Here is a 17,368-nt window from a genome sequence, read left to right as displayed (position 1 = left end):
CGTTGCCAAAATCAATCTGTTACGAGTAGATGGTTACTGATTTCTCTCGGTTAACTCCTGGCAGGATCATCGGCTTGGTTGTTTTCATCAGGGCCAGCTGATCCATCGGCCCGGCGAGAAGCACCTCTAGAGCTTTCATCGCTTCCGGAGGTTCAATGGAGCCGATCCCGGCAGCCGCCATCCGATCCTGATACTCGCTTGAAGCAACCGTACCTACACTACCCCAGTACCCCCAGTTCATCACCTTCACCCCGCACGACCACTCTGTGGAGAGCTGGTGTGCGAATGCATCCTTAAAGGTGCAGCCTGCCACATAGTTGCTTTGACCTGCTGATTTGGTGAATGCATTGAGGGACGAGAAAAACAGGACAAAATCAAGTGGTTCATCCCGGAACACCTGTGCCATCCGCACGCTCACATCCACTTTTGCCGATAAGCCTGTACGGAATCGATCTTCGTCCATATACGCGAGGCTTCTGTCCAACAGCACAATGGCCGATTGGATGACGCCGTGGATCTGTGGGTGCTGTGCTTTGATTTGTTGATAGGCCCGTCTCAGCTCGGATTCATTCGTTGCGTCAGCTGAAAGATAGGTTGGTGCAGGTCCCCATGCGGCAAGTCTGTCCAGCTTGGCTTGGATGTCGGTATCCTTGGCCCGTCTGCCAATCCAGATAATCTGTGCCTGATAGGTGCGAATCATATACTCACTCCAGGCTTCTCCGATGCCACCCGCCCCTCCGATGACGACATAGACGCCGCCATGCCGATACGCGGTGTGCCCGATCGGGTTGGAATTCACCTCGACCAGCTCTTGTCGGTACCATTCATAGAGACGATAGACATACGGATCGCCCTGTGGATCAGGTGGCAACGTAATGATCTCTTGCAGCGGCCAATCGGTGTCTGCTTCCAGATCGACAAGACGCACCTTCCAGTTGGTATATTCCTTGGCCATTGAACCGATCAGCCCGTGGACGCTTGCATGAACCGCATTCACTTGGTCGTTGTGATGGATCGGTTGAGCTTGGGTGGTGATGATCGTCCAGCCCAGATCCCTGCTGCCGTATCCTTGGTGGAGCAGACTTTTGATCAGGCCAAACAACTGCAGGACGCCCGCTTCTTGTCCCTCTATCAAAGAATCGTCTCCGACAGAGGCTTGTGAGTAGGCCGGGGCAATCCACCAGATATGGTCAATCGTGCCATAGGCTTGGAGCTTGGCTGTGATCTCGTCCACCGTACTGCTAGGACGAATCTCTATCACATCGGCAAGAGGATAGTATTGTCGTACCTCGTGGCGACTGAGTTCATCTCCTCCGATGATCACCAGTTTTTCGTGCTGGGACGGGAATGGCTGTCCTTGTGGCAGGGAAACGGTATCCCAAAGCGGCGTCAGCAAGAGTGTTCCATCCGGCCAGCCAGATGATGGCTCCACAGGGATGTTTTTCACATCCCCACCAGACACTCTGGAGGTAAAACCTCTCATCCGTACGCAGACGCTTCCTTGCTCATCACAGAGGTCAATATCCAGCTTCTGTACCTGATCCCCTGCCGTACTGCCTTCGCTGTAGCGTACCCATGCCCACATACTAGACTGGCATGGTTGGTAGATTTCGATCTCTTCCAGAGCAAAAGGCAGTGCTGGTGCACCTGAAGTGGTGTTGTCAGAATCAGAACCTACGTCGCCAGAGCCGATGACCAAGCCGACCGATGCTTGCAGGGCCGCGTCCATGATGCTTGGATGCAGGACATAGGATTGGAGTCCGGCTGCGAGTTCGGCTGGTAATGAAAGCTTCGCCAGCACCTGATCTGCTCCGACATGAATGACCTGTAGCCCTTGGTGTCGTGGGCCATACTCAATCCCTGCCGCTTGGAAGGCTTGGTAGCATTGCGCCGCCGAAAGCGTGCGTCTGCCACATGAAGCATGGATCGAAGCAAGCGGGATGCCAGGGATTTCTCCAACAGGCTGAAGCACCGCATTGCCCTGACTGTAGACAACGTTCTTTTCCCCTGTCGTCACATCCTTGCTGTATATCTCGAAGCCAATCTCATCGTTTCCTTTCGGGGTAAGACCGATATGGACTTGAACCGCTTGATCCGCTACACGAATCGGGGTCATCCATACGATGTCTTTGAGGACGGTGATCGTCCCGTCTTGTAACCATGCTCCCGCTGCCTGTTCGACCGCTGCACGGGTCATCTCCAGATAAGCGACACCAGGCAATACCTTTTGACCCATTACGACATGATCAGCGAGGAAAAATTCGTTGCCGGTAAAGGTGGAGCTGAATCTCTGTTCCAAGAAATCCGACGTGTTCTGATGCAGCAGTGGATGGAGGTAAGGGTTCATCTCCGTACTTACATGTACATTTCCGCTGCTAAATCCTTTCGCGTCCGCTTGCGGAATCCAGTAGTGTTCCTTGGCAAACGGGTACGTCGGCAGGCTGATCTTGCGTGGGCGTACATCACCATACAGCTTGTCCCAATCGACTTGAAGGCCTTTTACCCACAGGTCCAGCAGTTTCGGGTACTTGCGGCGCTGCACCCATTTTTGTACCGCTTCCTGCAATTCTTCGTCTGCGGTAAACAAAGACAGCGTTTCTTTGCCTTGCTTGAGGTGACCATGGTAGACATCGGAGATAGGCTCCTGACCAGCGGTGTAGCCTGTCAGCTTTTCTTTCAAATCTTGGATGGAATGAGCCAGCAGAGCGAGGCGTACGTCCATCGCGTCCCGACCGACTTGCAGCGTGTAGGCGATATCGGCCAAATCCGCATCGGTCAGTGGGTATTCGTCTATGGCGCCGAGCAATTGCTGTACTTGTTCCTTGAGACGTTCCTCATTTTTCGCGGAGAGGACGATGACCGCCGGATGGTCTGGGGAGATGCTTACTGCATTGGTTTTGTTGATAGTGTGATCAGGTATATACTCTTCGATCACGATATGAGCATTAGAGCCACCCGCGCCAAAGGATGAGAGACCCGCGCGTCTTGGATACTCCTGCGTAATACCGTCTACCTCGATCACCGGACGTCTCCACTCGGTCAGCTCCTGCTGAACGACAAAAGGACTTTGCGTAAAATCAATGTTCGGATTCAAGGCTTTGGAGTGAAGCGATGGCACTAACTGCTGGTATTTCAGCTGGAGCAATACCTTTGTCAGACCGGCAATCCCTGCTGCACTCTCAGCATGCCCGATGTTGGACTTGGCTGAGCCGATTGCGCAGAATTGCTTGTCTGTGGTGTATTCCTTAAAGGTTTTGTTCAAGCCCGCAATCTCGATTGGGTCACCCAAGGATGTCCCGGTACCGTGTGCTTCGATATAACTGATCGTCCGCGGATTGATCCCTGCTTCTGTAAGAGCTCGGCTGATGACATTCGCATGCGCATTCGGGTTCGGAACCGTGTAGCCATTGGTTTTTCCACCGTGATTGATGGCTGTTCCCTTGATGATTCCGTAGATCTGGTCTCCGTCGGCAACGGCCTTGGACAGCGGCTTGAGCAGCACAGCCCCCACACCTTCACCTGGTACATAGCCGTCGCCGCCTTCCCCGAAGCTTTCGCAACGTCCTTTGCTCGATGCAAAACGGCCTTGTGCCAGCATCAGATACTTATTCGGATGAAGCGAGAGATTGACGCCCCCTGCGATTGCCAGCTCGCATTCGCCTTTTTGCAGGCTTTGGGCGGCAAAATGAAGAGCGGTCAATGAAGAGGAACACATCGTATCCACAGCCACGCTTGGCCCATGGAAATTGCAGAAATACGACACACGGTTCGCAATAGCGGAAGGATTGCCGCTCAGCGCGATCGGATGGCCTGTCACCTGCGCCTGTGCTCCATACAGCTGGTACTCCTCATACATCACGCCCACGTAGACACCGACATTGCCTTCCATCCCTGAACTGCGGTACGCAGCCAATGCCTCGCGGGTATAACCTGCATCCTCGATAGCCTCGTAGACGGATTGCAGGAAAAGACGCTCCTGCGGGTCCATCAGCTCTGCTTCGCGTGGAGAGATATTGAAGAAAAGAGGATCGAAGTGTGTCACACCGTCGAGGAAACCGCCCCATTTGGCATACGTTTTGCCGGGGGTGTCCTTCTGCTTGTCATAATACAAGCTGTGATCCCAGCGGTCTTGGGGAATTTCGGTGATGCAATCCTTGCCATCCCGCAGGTTTTTCCAGAACTCATGGATGTTGGCTGCACCTGGATAACGGCCTGAGAGACCGATGATAGCGATGTCCGTAGGTTGTGTGGTGTCTGCAGTATCTCTGGTTTGAGGCTGTTGCGTGTTGGTGGTTACAGATGCAGATGTGTATCTGGCAGAAGCCGAACGGGTGTGCTTGCGGGATTTTCGACGTGTTGCGGTCTGCACCTGCGATGGAGACTGGGCTTGCGTGATGTTCAACGCTTGCGCTTGCCCTTGAGCTTGAGCTTGATGAAGCGCTTGTCCCTTCACGGATGACGGCTTCCCATCGATTTCGAGAGCCACAGTTGCATTCGGTGTGGTCTCCACTCCAATCCCCAGCAATTGGATCAGCTTTTCTCTGTGTGATTCCAAGAAGTAGCCGGTCAGCTCGCGGATGTTTTGATATTCGAAAAACAACGTCTTGGAGAGCGAGCCGAAAGACTGTTCCAGTTGATTGGTCAGCTGCATCACCATGAGCGAATCGATTCCGTACTTCTCCATCGGGGCATCGGCTTCGATCTTGTGCTCAGGAAGCTGGATCACGGATGAGAGCAGCTTTTTGAGATAGTGGATTGCTTTTTCTTGAAGCGTGTCTTGGGACGAAGAAGCGGCTGCGCTGGTCTGGGCAGATGGCACAGTTCCGGCATACGTCATGTTAGCCTGTCCGGCTTTAGCAGATGGCACAGTTACCGCAACATCGACCACTTTTGCCTGTATGGTTTGGTCTTTGTCCTGTCCGGTTTGGACGTATCGTGGTCGGACAACCGTCTCTTCGATCATCCCTGCCAGATAGCCCGCCATACTGCGTAGGTTCTGATATTCAAACAGCGCAGCAATCGACAGCTCCACTCCATACATCTGATTCAGCCTGTTCACCAGCTCACTCATCATCACCTGATCAAACCCGTACTCAGTAAGCTCGACATCTACGTCAATCTCCGCCGCTTCCACTTGGAGCATACGGGACACCAGATTCACCAGAGAGGCTTGAACCTCGTCATGTTGCCGATTGCGATCACGCGGCTCCCCGGTCACATGCAACGCCTGCTTCATCCGCGTCACATGGCCTTCCCCTGCCATGATCTGATGCTTGCCTGCTGCCAAGCCTTGATACAGCGCTTGGATACCTGTTCCGGTACGCATCGCGATCATCCCGGTGCTTTGCATCAGCATTTTCTCTGTCTCGGCATCTACCTGCATACCGCCGTCTTTCCACAGCGGCCAGTTGAAAGCTACCGTCTGGCCTTGGCGTCGACCGGTTGACACCAGTGTATTGCGATACGCTGCATAGCCGTCCATGAACGAATTCGCCATGGAATAGTCCGCCTGCCCCGGGTTGCCGATGGCTCCCGCCGCCGCCGAGAACAGGATCAAAAAGTCGAGTGGCAGATGCTGACTCGCCTGATCGAGATGAATGACCCCTGCTACTTTTGGGGCAAAAACTTCGGTTAATTCAGCCGTGGTTTTGCGGATCAGATAGTTGTCACGGATGACGCCCGCCGCATGGATGATCCCATGGAGAGTGCCGTATGCTTCGGTGATGTGCGTAAGCAGGCTGTCCACCGACTGCTTCTGGGAGACGTCGGCGATCCGATACTCCACCTTGGTTCCGTTGCTTTCTAATGCTTGAATCGCAGCCTGCTTGTCTGCGCCAAGCGGGGATCTGCCTGTGAGAATCAATGTGGCGTTGTTAACTTTCCGGGCAATATCTTGGGCAAAAATCTGTCCGAGTCCGCCCGCACCACCTGTGATCAGGTAGACACCATGGTCTTTCCACGGATGAAGGACTTCGTGCTGTGCCAGTTCTACCTCGCTCCAGCGTGCGACCAAGCGTTTGCCTTTTTCGTAGCGGATATGGATGTCCATCGGGCGTCGGCTGTTTTCACCAAGCTTCTTGATGATTCCCTCTGGTACCTCGCCAGGTTCGACTTCGATCAATTGCCCGATCAGCTTCGGATTCTCCAGCCGCGCTGTCTTGAGCAGTCCGGTTAGACCTGCAAAAAGCTGCTGGACACCTTGATTCGGGATGATGATCTGGATCAGGACATCCTCTCTCGGCTTGTCTTGGAGGATGCGCTGGATTTCTTCCAAAGCCTGTGCGGCACATGCTGAGAACTGCTCCTCAATACCGCCTAATCCAGACTGGAGTCGGATGCATCTGACCCCGTTCCATTCGCTGGTGATGGTTTCATACAAATATTCATGTGATTCACAGAGCATCACGATCTGCTGGGTAAACGTTGGTGCTGTCGCATCCCGTTCGACTGCTTGTTCCTTCCAGACTGGAGTGAGCAATAAGGTTCCGTTGACCGAATCAGTGGCAGTGACCATCGCCGTGACAGTGGAACCAGCGACCTGACTTACCTGACCAGTGTGACCTGCACCGCCCTCCAGCACGCGGGAGGTGAAGCCTCTCAACCTAGCGCAGATCATCCCGTGATCATCACATAGATCGATATCCAGCTTCTGCACTTTGTCCTCTGCCGTGCTGCCTGCACTGTAGCGAATGAGCGCCCACATCGAGGACGTGCCAGGACGCAGAACCTCCAGCTCCTGCAGGGCAAATGGCAACACGGGCTTACCCGTAATCCAATCGTCAGTCAGCTGCCCATCCGAATCCGCAGTCGCAGCTGCCACCAACCCTACAGCAGCCTGCAATGCGGAATCCATCAAGCTCGGATGCATTACATACTGATCATAAGTGTCCGCTATGCAGGACGGCAGCGTCAGCTTCGCCAACACCATGTCTGTTCCTACATACACTCGTTCAATCCCCTGATGACCCGCTCCATACGCAAGCCCCATCCTGCCAAAAGCCTCATAGCATTGTGCCGATGTAAGCGTCCGCTGGTTGCATTGAGCCTGCAGGTGAGCAAGCTCGAGTCGTGCAGCATCACTCAACGGACTCACCATCGCGCTGCCTTGGCTGAAGACCGTCGGCTCGATGGCGTCCTCTGTGAGATCACCGTAGATTTCGTAGTGAATCTCGCCGTTTTCTTCCGGATCCAGTCCGATATGTACCTCAACAGGTGTCTCGTCTACGTGGATCGGGCTTGCCCACACCACATTTTTTAGCCGGATGACCGTCTCGCCAGCCTGCCACTCACCAGTTGCCCGTTCGACAGCGGCACGAGCCATCTCCAGATAAGCAACCCCTGGTAACACCTTGCGTCCATTCACCACATGATCAGCAAGGAAAAACTCTTGCCCGGTAAAAGTGGAGCTGTACCGTTGCTCCGACAGATCGGAGGTGTTCTCATGCAGCAGTGGATGAAGGGTCGTTGCTCTCGCGACTGTCGCTGGGATGATGTCCAGTGCTTTGCTGGCGCTGGCGGAGGCGGTGTTCACTGCGGCTTTCGGTAGCGGTGAATTCGCGGATTCAACCTGCGTCACCCAATACCGTTCTCTTGCAAACGGATAAGTAGGCAGTGAGATCCGAGAATACTGCTCATCCGCAAATAAATTCGGATATTCCAACTCATACCCTTGGATATACAGATCGGCCACGGTAGACAGTTGTTCCAAATACTCACTGGCATGGCTGGCACGCTTGCTGTTCTCAATGCATTCGTTGCCATAGCGTTTTAAGGACGGTTGCTCCCGCTGATCATTTTTGAGCAGTTCCGCTACGTACACCTGTGAGACCTTTCCTTTTTCCAGCCATTTTTTCAGGTAGGTCACAAGCTCATCCTGACTGCGAACTACACAAGCCAGACGGCAATTCATATGCTTTCGGCCGACTAACAAGGTGTAGCTCATGTTGCCGCAATCGACCTGTGGCTCATGTTCACAGAACGCGATCAACTGCTGTGCTTGCTGGCGCAGCTGCTCGGTTGTCAGGGCCGACAGTACGATCAGATACCCTGGCTTTTGGCTGTGGTTGCGTACGACGACAGGCGCTTCCTCGATGACCATGTGTGCATTGGTCCCGCTAAATCCGAATGCGCTGATCGCCGCCATCCGTGGCATCCCCGGTTCGACCGTCCACTCTTTTGTCGTTGTATTGACGTAAAAAGGACTTCCTTGGAACTGAATGTTCGGATTGCCCGCACGGTAATGGATGGACGGTGGAATCTGTTTGTGCTTGAGGGACATCAATATCTTGATCAGTCCGGCCGAGCCAGCCGCAGACGCTGTATGACCGATGTTGGTCTTGATCGATCCGATGGCACAGAACTCCGTTTTATCCGTATAGGCGCGGAATGCCCGTGTCAGGGCCTGATACTCGATCGGGTCGCCGAGCTGTGTGCCTGTCCCGTGCGCCTCTACCATCTGAAGCTGCTCGGGATGGATGCCAAACGTATCGTAGACCTCTGTCTCCAATCGCTCCTGAGATTTGGCGCTTGGCGCTGTAATCCCGTTGGTCGTGCCGTCTTGGTTGATCGCTGTACCGCGGATCACGCCGTAGATCTGGTCGCCATCGGCAATCGCATCGGACAGGCGCTTGAGTACGAACACCCCGATCCCTTCGCCCGGAACGAATCCATCTGCCCGTTCATCAAACGTAAAGCAGCGTCCGCCCGGCGAAAGCATGCCCGCCCGATTCGCCGACAGATAAAAATTCGGCGTGGATTGGATAAAGACACCGCCTGCGAGCGCCATCTCTGTCTCGTGGGCAAGCAATGCCTGACAAGCAAGATGGATGGCAACCAGCGAGCTGGAGCATGCCGTATCCACCGCGATGGCAGGCCCTTGCAAATCCAGATAGTAGGAGATGCGTGCCGGAATCACGGAGCTGGCATTCCCCCAGAAGGCTTGCGGAGGCGGATTCTCGCCATAGATCAAGCGGTAATCCAGATCGTTAAACCCGACATAAACCCCGCAGCGTGCGCCTTGACTGGTGTTCCCCGCGTACCCCGCATCCTCTAATGCCTTCCAAGACTCTTCCAAAAAGAGCCGCTGGTGTGGGTCCATATAGATCGCTTCGGTTCCAGAAATATGGAAGAAGGCAGGGTCGAACTGGTCAATATCATCTAAAAATCCGCCCTGGTTGCAATATTTCGTGCCTTCCGCGTAATACTGCGAAAGATCCCAGCGAGTGACTTCTCCGACCAGATCGCTTCCGTTAACCAGATGCTCCCAAAGCGCGTTGACGTTTTTGGATTGGGGGAAACGTCCGCTCACCCCGATAATGGCGACGGCATCTGTGCCGCTGTTCCCGTCTTGCTGGGTGCTCTTCGCGTGAGCGGGTTTGGCTTGGGTAGCTCTATTGTCTAGCTTTTGTTGCTCGGTAAAACGGTTGTCAACAAAGGTGGCAGTGGTTCGGGCGGCAACGGTTGGAGCAGATTCTGTCGGATTGACTGCGTGTAATGCATGGTCTGTATGCAATACCTTGACCGCGTTGTCCGCATGGATTGCGCTGTCCGTGTGAGCGCTCTGCGTCCCTCCTACACTCTTCGCAACAAGCTCGGTCATCGCCTCGTTATATTGCGATAGGATATATGCCGTGAGCTGATTCACAGAGCTGTAATCGAACAGATTGGTCGTCTCCAGATTGATCTTCAACGCTTGGTTGATCGCCTGAACCAGCTTGATCCCCGTGATCGAATCCACTCCATAGTCAGAAAACGAGTCATGCAAATCTACCAGATGGCTATCCACCTTCAGGGATTCGGACAATTTCTCGATAATCGTCTCTCTCACGAAGTCCTCTACCATCTGCTGGGTCACATTGGCTTGGGGAAGGATAGCCGATTCTTTTGGCTGTGCTCGGGAAGTCTGAATCGGCTGCGCTTCTACAGGTTTCTTCAGAGCCGGAGCTGGAGCCGTGACGTTCGGGGTGACATGCACCACCCCGTCACTTTCCGCCACGATAATCTGCTGCCCCCACTCTTCGCTTTCTTTTGCCGGGAAAAAGACGGAGCCAAATCCCTCCAGCTCCAATACCTTTCTCCAGTTGTCCATCGAAAGCCCAGGACTGCCTGGGACGCGTATTTCCTCATCCTCGTACAGCCACCATCCTTCCAAAAGCCCAAAGGTCAAGTGGGTAAATAAGGATTTCGAGACAATCTCGTTAAGCAGAATCAAGCCGCCGCTCTTGAGGACGGTTTTTGCATTGCGCAAGGTTTGGCGGATGTTTTTAGTGGCATGCAAGACATTGGCCGCGATGACGATGTCGTACTCACCTGAGCCGATGTTCTGCTCCACAATCGGACGTCCGATGTCTACCAGTTTATAAGTCAAAAACGGATTCTCTGGACCGTACTCGTTCTCAGCATGGAGCAGAAAAGCTTTGGAGATATCGGTGTAGCAATATTCTTGGATGTGGTTCTGGTAGGGCTTGAGCTTCTGAAAAACCGTCGTGCTGGTTCCTCCCGTCCCTGCCCCAATCTCGAAGATGCGAATTCGTGCCGCTGGGTCCTGATTGAGCCGTTCCTGCAGATATGCAACTACAGTATCAGCGAGCACTTCATTAAAGTAGTGTGCAATCATTTATAGATACCTCCAACTAATTCCATAGAGGAATTCGGGAACATAATATCAGTGGCCCGCGTTTTTCCTGTGAGGATGTCTGGCAAAGCCCGCAGTGTTGCTTCTACCAGGATCACCTGTGCCTTCATGTTGCGGTCTTCACTCCATGAGACTTTCTTTTGATCCCACTCTCTCCATACTTCATCGAGTTGGAGTGGGGTTGGATCTGCTGCGGTATAGGTATCCTGCTCAAGCTTGAGATGCTGGTTGCGGACTAAGGCATCCAGACTTTCCTCCAGCCATCTGAGATAGGAATCTTGCAGTCCACCTACGTTTTTCAAGACGGTGAGTCCTGCGCGCCCTTGGGTGAACATGCCCATCGATTGCAACTGGGCCAAGAGCAGTCTGCTGAGAACATCGTTCATCTCTGCGATTTTATGATTCAATTGCTGTCTGATATATTCAGCACGTTTATCATGTTTTATTTTATATGCATTCATGCTAGGAATGCCAGTTTGTGGGTTGCGCTTATGGAGAATGATCTGTTTTTCTGGGTTGAGTCCATGGGTCTGGAGCGGCTTCGTGATCTTCATCAGCGCGAACTGATCAAGCGTACCCCCGAGCAGCACCTCTAATGCTTCCATCGCCTCAGCCGGTTCAATCGAGCCGATGCCTAAGCGGTTCATCCGCTCTGTGTACTCATCGGTAGCGACAATCCCTACACTGCCCCAGTAGCCCCAGTTCATCACCTTCACCGCACATGACCACTCTTGGGAAAGCTGGTGGGCAAACGCATCTTTAAAGGTGCAGCCCGCTACATAATTGCTTTGGCCCGCTCCTTTGAGGAAGGCATTGAGGGAAGAGAAAAACATCACGAAGTCAAGCGGTTCGTGCTGGAATACCTGTGCCACCCGCACACTGACATCTACCTTGGAGGCGAGAACGGCGCGGAAACGGTCTTCTTCCATATTAGCGAGGCTTCTGTCCATCAGTACGATAGCGGATTGGATGACACCGTGAATCTGTGGGTGCCGCTGTTTGATCTGTCGATAGGCATGGTCGAGTGCGGCTTGATCTGTGGCATCAGCTGAGAGATAGACTGGTGCAGGGCCGAGCGTTGCGAGACGATTCAGCTTGGCTTGGATGTCGGCATCCAGTGGTCGTCTTCCGATCCAGATGATATGAGCCTGATAGGTGCGGATCATATACTCGCTCCACACTTCTCCGATGCCGCCCGCACCACCGATAACGACGTAGACACCACCAGTGCGATAAAATGGCTGCTTGGCCAGTTCGTGCTGCACCTGTACCAGTTCTTGGCGATACCACACAGAATCGCGGTATACCCAAGGATTCCCCTGTGAGTCTGCCAGAATCGTAAACAGCTCGGCAAGCGGCCATTCCCGATTCGCTTCCAGATCGACGAGCCGAACCTTCCAGTTGGTGTATTCCTTCGCCATGGAGCCGATGAGGCCGTGGAGGCTGGCATCAATAGGATTGACTGGATCGTTGTTACGGATTGGTTGGGTCTGTACGGTCAACAGAGTCCAGCCGAGTTCTTGGTTGGCGTAGCCTAGGCGAAGCAGGCTTTTGATGATGCGATATACCTGTATGACACCTTGGTCTTGGCCCTTGATCAAGCCTTCGTCTGTCATCGTGGCGATCCCTGAAGCGGACGCCATCCACACGATATGGTCAATCGGGCCGAATGCTTCGATTTTTTGACTGATTTCTTCTACGGTACTGTATGGGTGAATATCCAACGTGTGAGCATTAGGATAGTAGTTTCTGATCTCATTGCGTTTTTGCTCAGTCCCGCCGATCATGACGATTCGGTCAGACGTGGATGGGAAGGCACTGCCTTGTTGAAGCGGTACGGTCTCCCACACTGGGGCGAGCATGATCGTTGTTCCAGCGGACGGATCGGGATGGGTATGGGTGACAGTTGTCTGAGCAGTTGGGTTACTGGTTTTCGCGGCAACTCTTGCATCGGTATTCGCAGCAACTTCTGCACCGATTTTCGTACCGCTGTTCACACCGTCAGACGATTTGGCTTTTGGTGCCTGCACCCAATAGCTCCCTTTCACAAACGGATACGCAGGCAGGCTGACCCTCTGCGGCTTCATATCGCCATAGAGCTTGTTCCAATCCAGGCTCGCGCCATGTACCCACGCGGTTGCGCACTTGGCTGCATCCAACAGGTCTTGGTCTGAGACAGAGACTCGGCTCCACTCCTGACTCTGTTTGATATCCCCCAGGTAAACCCCCGCGACCTGCTCCTCCCCTTGCATGAACAGGCGAAGCTTATCAATCAACTCCGCGATGCTATGGACGACAAAAGCAGCACGGTATCTCATCGGCTCCCGTCCGACTTGCAGCGTATAGGCCACATCGATCAGGTTGAGAGACTCGGAGGGTTGCTGTGCCAGCGCGTGATGAAGCTTGCGGGCATATGCTTTAAGACTGTCGTGATGCTTCGCGGAGAGTGGCACGATGACAGGGCCGCTCTGAACGATGCCTTCGCTTTTTTCCTGTCTGATCGCTCTTGGAATATACTCCTCGACGATGATGTGTGCATTGCTCCCGTTCGCACCGAATGAACTCAAGCCAGCGCGTCTTGGAGCAACCGTGGATGGTCCGTCGATGTGCACTTCGGGTCTTTTCCATGCCTTGTACTCGCGCTCTACATAAAACGGTGTGTCTGCAAACGGAATGAATGGATTTAACCGCTCGGCGTGCAGCGATGGGAAGATGCACTGGTATTTGAATTGAAGCAGCAGCTTCGTCAGACCTGCGATGCCTGCCGCCGCCTCCAAGTGTCCGATGTTGGATTTCAACGAACCGATTGCACAGGTCTGCTGTTGGCTGCCCCATTTATCAAACGATCGTTTAAGACCTTGGATTTCGATCGGATCACCCAGGGAGGTACCTGTTCCGTGGGCTTCCATATAGCTGATCGTGCTTGGATGAATGCCTGCTTTTCGGATCGCATCCGCGATGACCTCAGATTGGGCGACTGGATCTGGAACCGTGGCTCCCGATGTTTTGCCGACATGATTGATGGCAGAGCCTTTGATCACGGCATAGATGTGGTAGCCTTCTTGTTCCGCATGGCTGAGCGTGGTCATGAGTACCGCCCCGACACCCTCACCTGGAACGTAGCCATCCCCGTCCATCCCGAAGCTGCGGCATCTGCCGTCCGATGCTAAGAACTGAGCCTGGTTGAGGAACATATACTTGTGCGGGTGTGTCACCAGATTGACCCCGCCGGCGATTGCGTAGTGGCATTCGCCCTTCTTGATGCTCTCCGCTGCCAAGTGAATCGCGGTCAATGAGGATGAACACATCGTATCCACTGCCATCGACGGGCCATGGAAATTCATGCAGTACGACACCATATTCGGGATCGTTGCCGGAGTCACGCCAAAAGAGGTAGGTGTGCCACGCAGAGTCATCTCAGCCGCATACAATTCATAATGGTTCCAAAAGACGCCCGCAAACACGCCTACACTCCTGTCACTGGAGGACGGATAATGATGACGGGTCCGGTCTTGGAAAAAGCCTGCATCTTCACAAGCTTCCCACGCTGTCTCTAAAAAGAGTCTGGCCTGCGGGTCCATCGTCTCTGCTTGACTCGGCGAGATGTTAAAGAAAAGTGGGTCAAACTGGTCAATTCCGTCAATAAAGCCGCCGTATTGATAGAATTGCTCCACATCATATGTAAATTCGTAGTCCTTCCATCTGTCTTTCGGGAAGCCCGTGATGCAGTCTTTGCCAGCCCGCAGGTTCTGATAGAATTCCTCCAGATTGTTGGCAGATGGATAGCGGCCGGAGACGCCGATGATTGCGATGTCCTCTTGATCGTAGGTGGACGGTTGAGACGCTGGGGTGCGGCTTTGTCCACGCTCTGTAGCTGGTCGCTTTGTCTCTGCTCGGTCTGTTTCGGCTCGTTTTGTTTCGGCTCGCTCTGTCTCTGCTCGGTCTGCCGGATTTTTCGCAACCAAATGTGCCTTCACATGATCGCGGATTTTATCCCCATTACCGTGCATCACTGCAATCTGCGTCTGATCCTGAGCCAAAATCGCATCGAGTGCATCCATACCTGCTCCGGTAGGCAATGCCAGCATTCCAGTTGATGCATACATCATCTGCTCCATCTCGGCATCTACATGCATCCCACCTTCTGACCAGAGCGGCCAGTTGATCGAAAATGTGTTACCATAACATTCATTACGGTTCACTTTTTCTTGGCGCTGTGCGGCAAAACCATCCAAGAACGCATTCGCACTGGAATAATCAGCCTGTCCCAAATTGCCCAAAATCGCGGAAATGGATGAAAAAATAACGAAGAAATCAAGCTTCTCCTGCTGAGTAGCCTTATCCAGATTCCAAATCCCCTGGACTTTTGGCTCGAAGACCGCCTGTACGTCTGCCGGATCTTTTTGAATGATAAATTGATCCTTGAGGATGCCAGCGCAATGGAGCACTCCTGTGATAGGGCCAAGTTTCGATTTGATAGTAGACAGGGTGATTGCGAGATCGCTTTCGTTGCTGATATCTGCCTCCAGATACAGCACCTCTGCCCCTTTTTGCCTCAACTCTTGCAGCTTCTCTTCCTTGGTTTGGTCGAGCTTGGAGCGGCCGAGGAGAGCAAGCTTGACCTTGGCCTGATGAGCAAAATGATTGGCAACCATCAGTCCCAATCCACCCAGTCCGCCTGTGATCACGTAGACGCCGTTTTCTTTGCAGGCTGGGACGGCTTTGGTTTGGGTTTGCTGCCAGTCGGTCTCTTGCAACCGCTTGGTGTAGCGCATGGATGCTCCGGATTGGTAGCGGATTTCGGACATCCCTTTTTTATGGGCCAGTGCCTCTTTTTCAAGCAGCTGCGCTATGGACGGGGCCGATTGCGCATGGAGGCGGTCCATGGTGATGATCTGGCTATGTATTTTAGGGTTTTCGAGATGGGCTGTTTTGAGAAAACCCGCTAAGGCGTAGGCGTATTCACCTGTCAGGTCGGCATCTGCTACCACCTGCACCAGCAATTCAGTTGGAAGCTTTTGTCTCAGCTGCTTCTGGACGAGCGCAAGCAGTTGCTTGAATTGATCCGTGAAACGGGCTGGGATGCTTCCTGCGCTAGAATCGATCCTCACAACCTCGATGTCATCGGATTGCTGTTGAATCGCTTGCGGCAGAGCTGGCAGAGCATGGTCTAACAGGATGACGATATGGCGGAAACGTTTGGCACCTGAGAGTTGGTTGCTGTCGTGTTGCTTGCCTGGAAATTGGTTCAGATCAGCGGTGAGCTCTTCTTTGTTCCATACCGGGGTGAAAAACAGCGTTTGCGCAGGAGAGTGATTCCGATCTGTATCGGTGTGTTGGGCCGAGTCGTTCGCATGCGTCTGCGGATGTGCGTGGTTTTGCGCTCCTGCTTGCCCCTGTGGTTGCCCCTGTGCAGGCACATCCACCACCGCGAAGGCTTTCTCCCAGTTTTCTAAGAGATATTCGCCTAATCCCACAACGGTCGGATATTCGAACAGAAGTGTCGGATACAGCTGGGCTTGTACCTTTTGCTCTAAGACCTTTACCAGTCCGAGCAATTCGGTGGAATCCAGTCCGAGATCGTAGAAGCCCGTGTGGATGTCGATTTCCCCTGCCGTTTTTCCTAATACGCCGGCGATTTCTTGCTGCAGGTAGAGGTGGATGGCAGCAGTAGGATCTGGCTGGCTGGAATCGGTTGCATCTGCCGGATGGCTTGGGGACTCCAGGTCGGTGGCAAATGGCGGGTTGCTTGAATGCCCCAGATCAGCTTGGGCTTGTTCGCCAAGTATAGGCTGCTGCTCTGCTATTCCATTTTCAGCACGATGCGGTTGTTCCTTATTTTCGGTTAACTTTTGGATCAGATGCGGCTCCCGAATCCGCTTGGCGGTCAATCGGCCGAATTCGACCAGTGCCTCACCGGATTCATCAAAAATGATGATATCCATAGAAACGATATCTGGCGGTGTCGATGCTACAGAGGCGGAGGCCGTCTGCTTTTTCTGCGAATAGGTGTAGATGGTGGATGGGAGCGGCTTGTGGATGCAGAAGCGCTCGACCATGAATGGAATGTATGGCGTATGGTCGCGGAACACTCCATCTTTGGCCTCGCCCAGGCTAAACGAGTTGCCTGCCAGCGTCGATCCGTCCAAAAAGGCTGCATGTGCATAAAATTTATCCAAAAAGGACTCGGCAAGCTCGCTCAAATGAAGCTTCATCAGCTCTTCATGATTGCGCTGATAGACCGTTCCTAATGTCTTCATAAAGGTATAGTGCGTGATATCCACTTGTCTCGCCAGACCGTAAATCTCGTCCATATCATATTGCCGGATGGCTTGACGGGTGAATGCCTGTACATCAAGCGTTGGCTTGGCAGGCTGGAATGCTTCCCTGAGAGTCAGGAAGCATTCCATATTTTCATCTGCCTGCGAATCGACGATCTCATCGCCTTTGACCTTTTGGCTGGTCACCGACACCCTCCATTGTGAACCATCTGGGGTGAATGTGACGTAGACGTTTTGGTCGAATTGCTCTGTTGTAACGATCGGCTGCTTGAAAATGATGTGTCTCAGTTCAATCGCCTGCGTGCCGAGGTAAGGTAACGATAGGCGGTAAACCAAGTCCAGTAAGGTGACACCAGGGAGGGTACATACGCCATGTACCCGATGATCCGAAACGATATAGTTGCTGTGCGTTACTCGTTGCACAAAAGTTTCTTTGGTTGGACTTTTCATCATG

1 protein-coding gene and 2 pseudogenes are annotated in these 17,368 nt (G+C 53.3%); all 3 read right to left on the bottom strand.

What is annotated here, in order from left to right; all coding sequences use genetic code 11:
- Positions 1-22: 22 nt before the first annotated feature.
- A pseudogene (locus FGI41_RS25290) lies at positions 23-10,087 on the bottom strand (SDR family NAD(P)-dependent oxidoreductase); the annotation flags it as partial.
- Between the two features lie 150 nt (positions 10,088-10,237).
- Positions 10,238-10,615: pseudogene (locus FGI41_RS25730) on the bottom strand (class I SAM-dependent methyltransferase); the annotation flags it as partial.
- Positions 10,612-17,367, bottom strand: a complete 6,756-nt coding sequence (locus FGI41_RS00245) for an SDR family NAD(P)-dependent oxidoreductase (protein WP_139487919.1) — start codon at positions 17,365-17,367, stop codon at positions 10,612-10,614. The gene FGI41_RS00245 and the pseudogene FGI41_RS25730, both read right to left, overlap by 4 nt.
- Position 17,368: the final 1 nt, after the last annotated feature.

The sequence above is a fragment of the Brevibacillus dissolubilis genome (assembly GCF_006170445.1).
Lineage (GTDB): Bacteria > Bacillota > Bacilli > Brevibacillales > Brevibacillaceae > Brevibacillus_B > Brevibacillus_B dissolubilis.
The sequence above is the reverse complement of the archived record's forward strand: the minus strand, read 5'-3'. Positions and strand labels throughout refer to the sequence as shown.

Bases quoted from the DNA above. Each gene is read 5' to 3' on its own strand.
- FGI41_RS00245 (WP_139487919.1), bottom strand. From the start codon at position 17,367: ATGATGAAAAGTCCAACCAAAGAAACTTTTGTGCAACGAGTAACGCAC.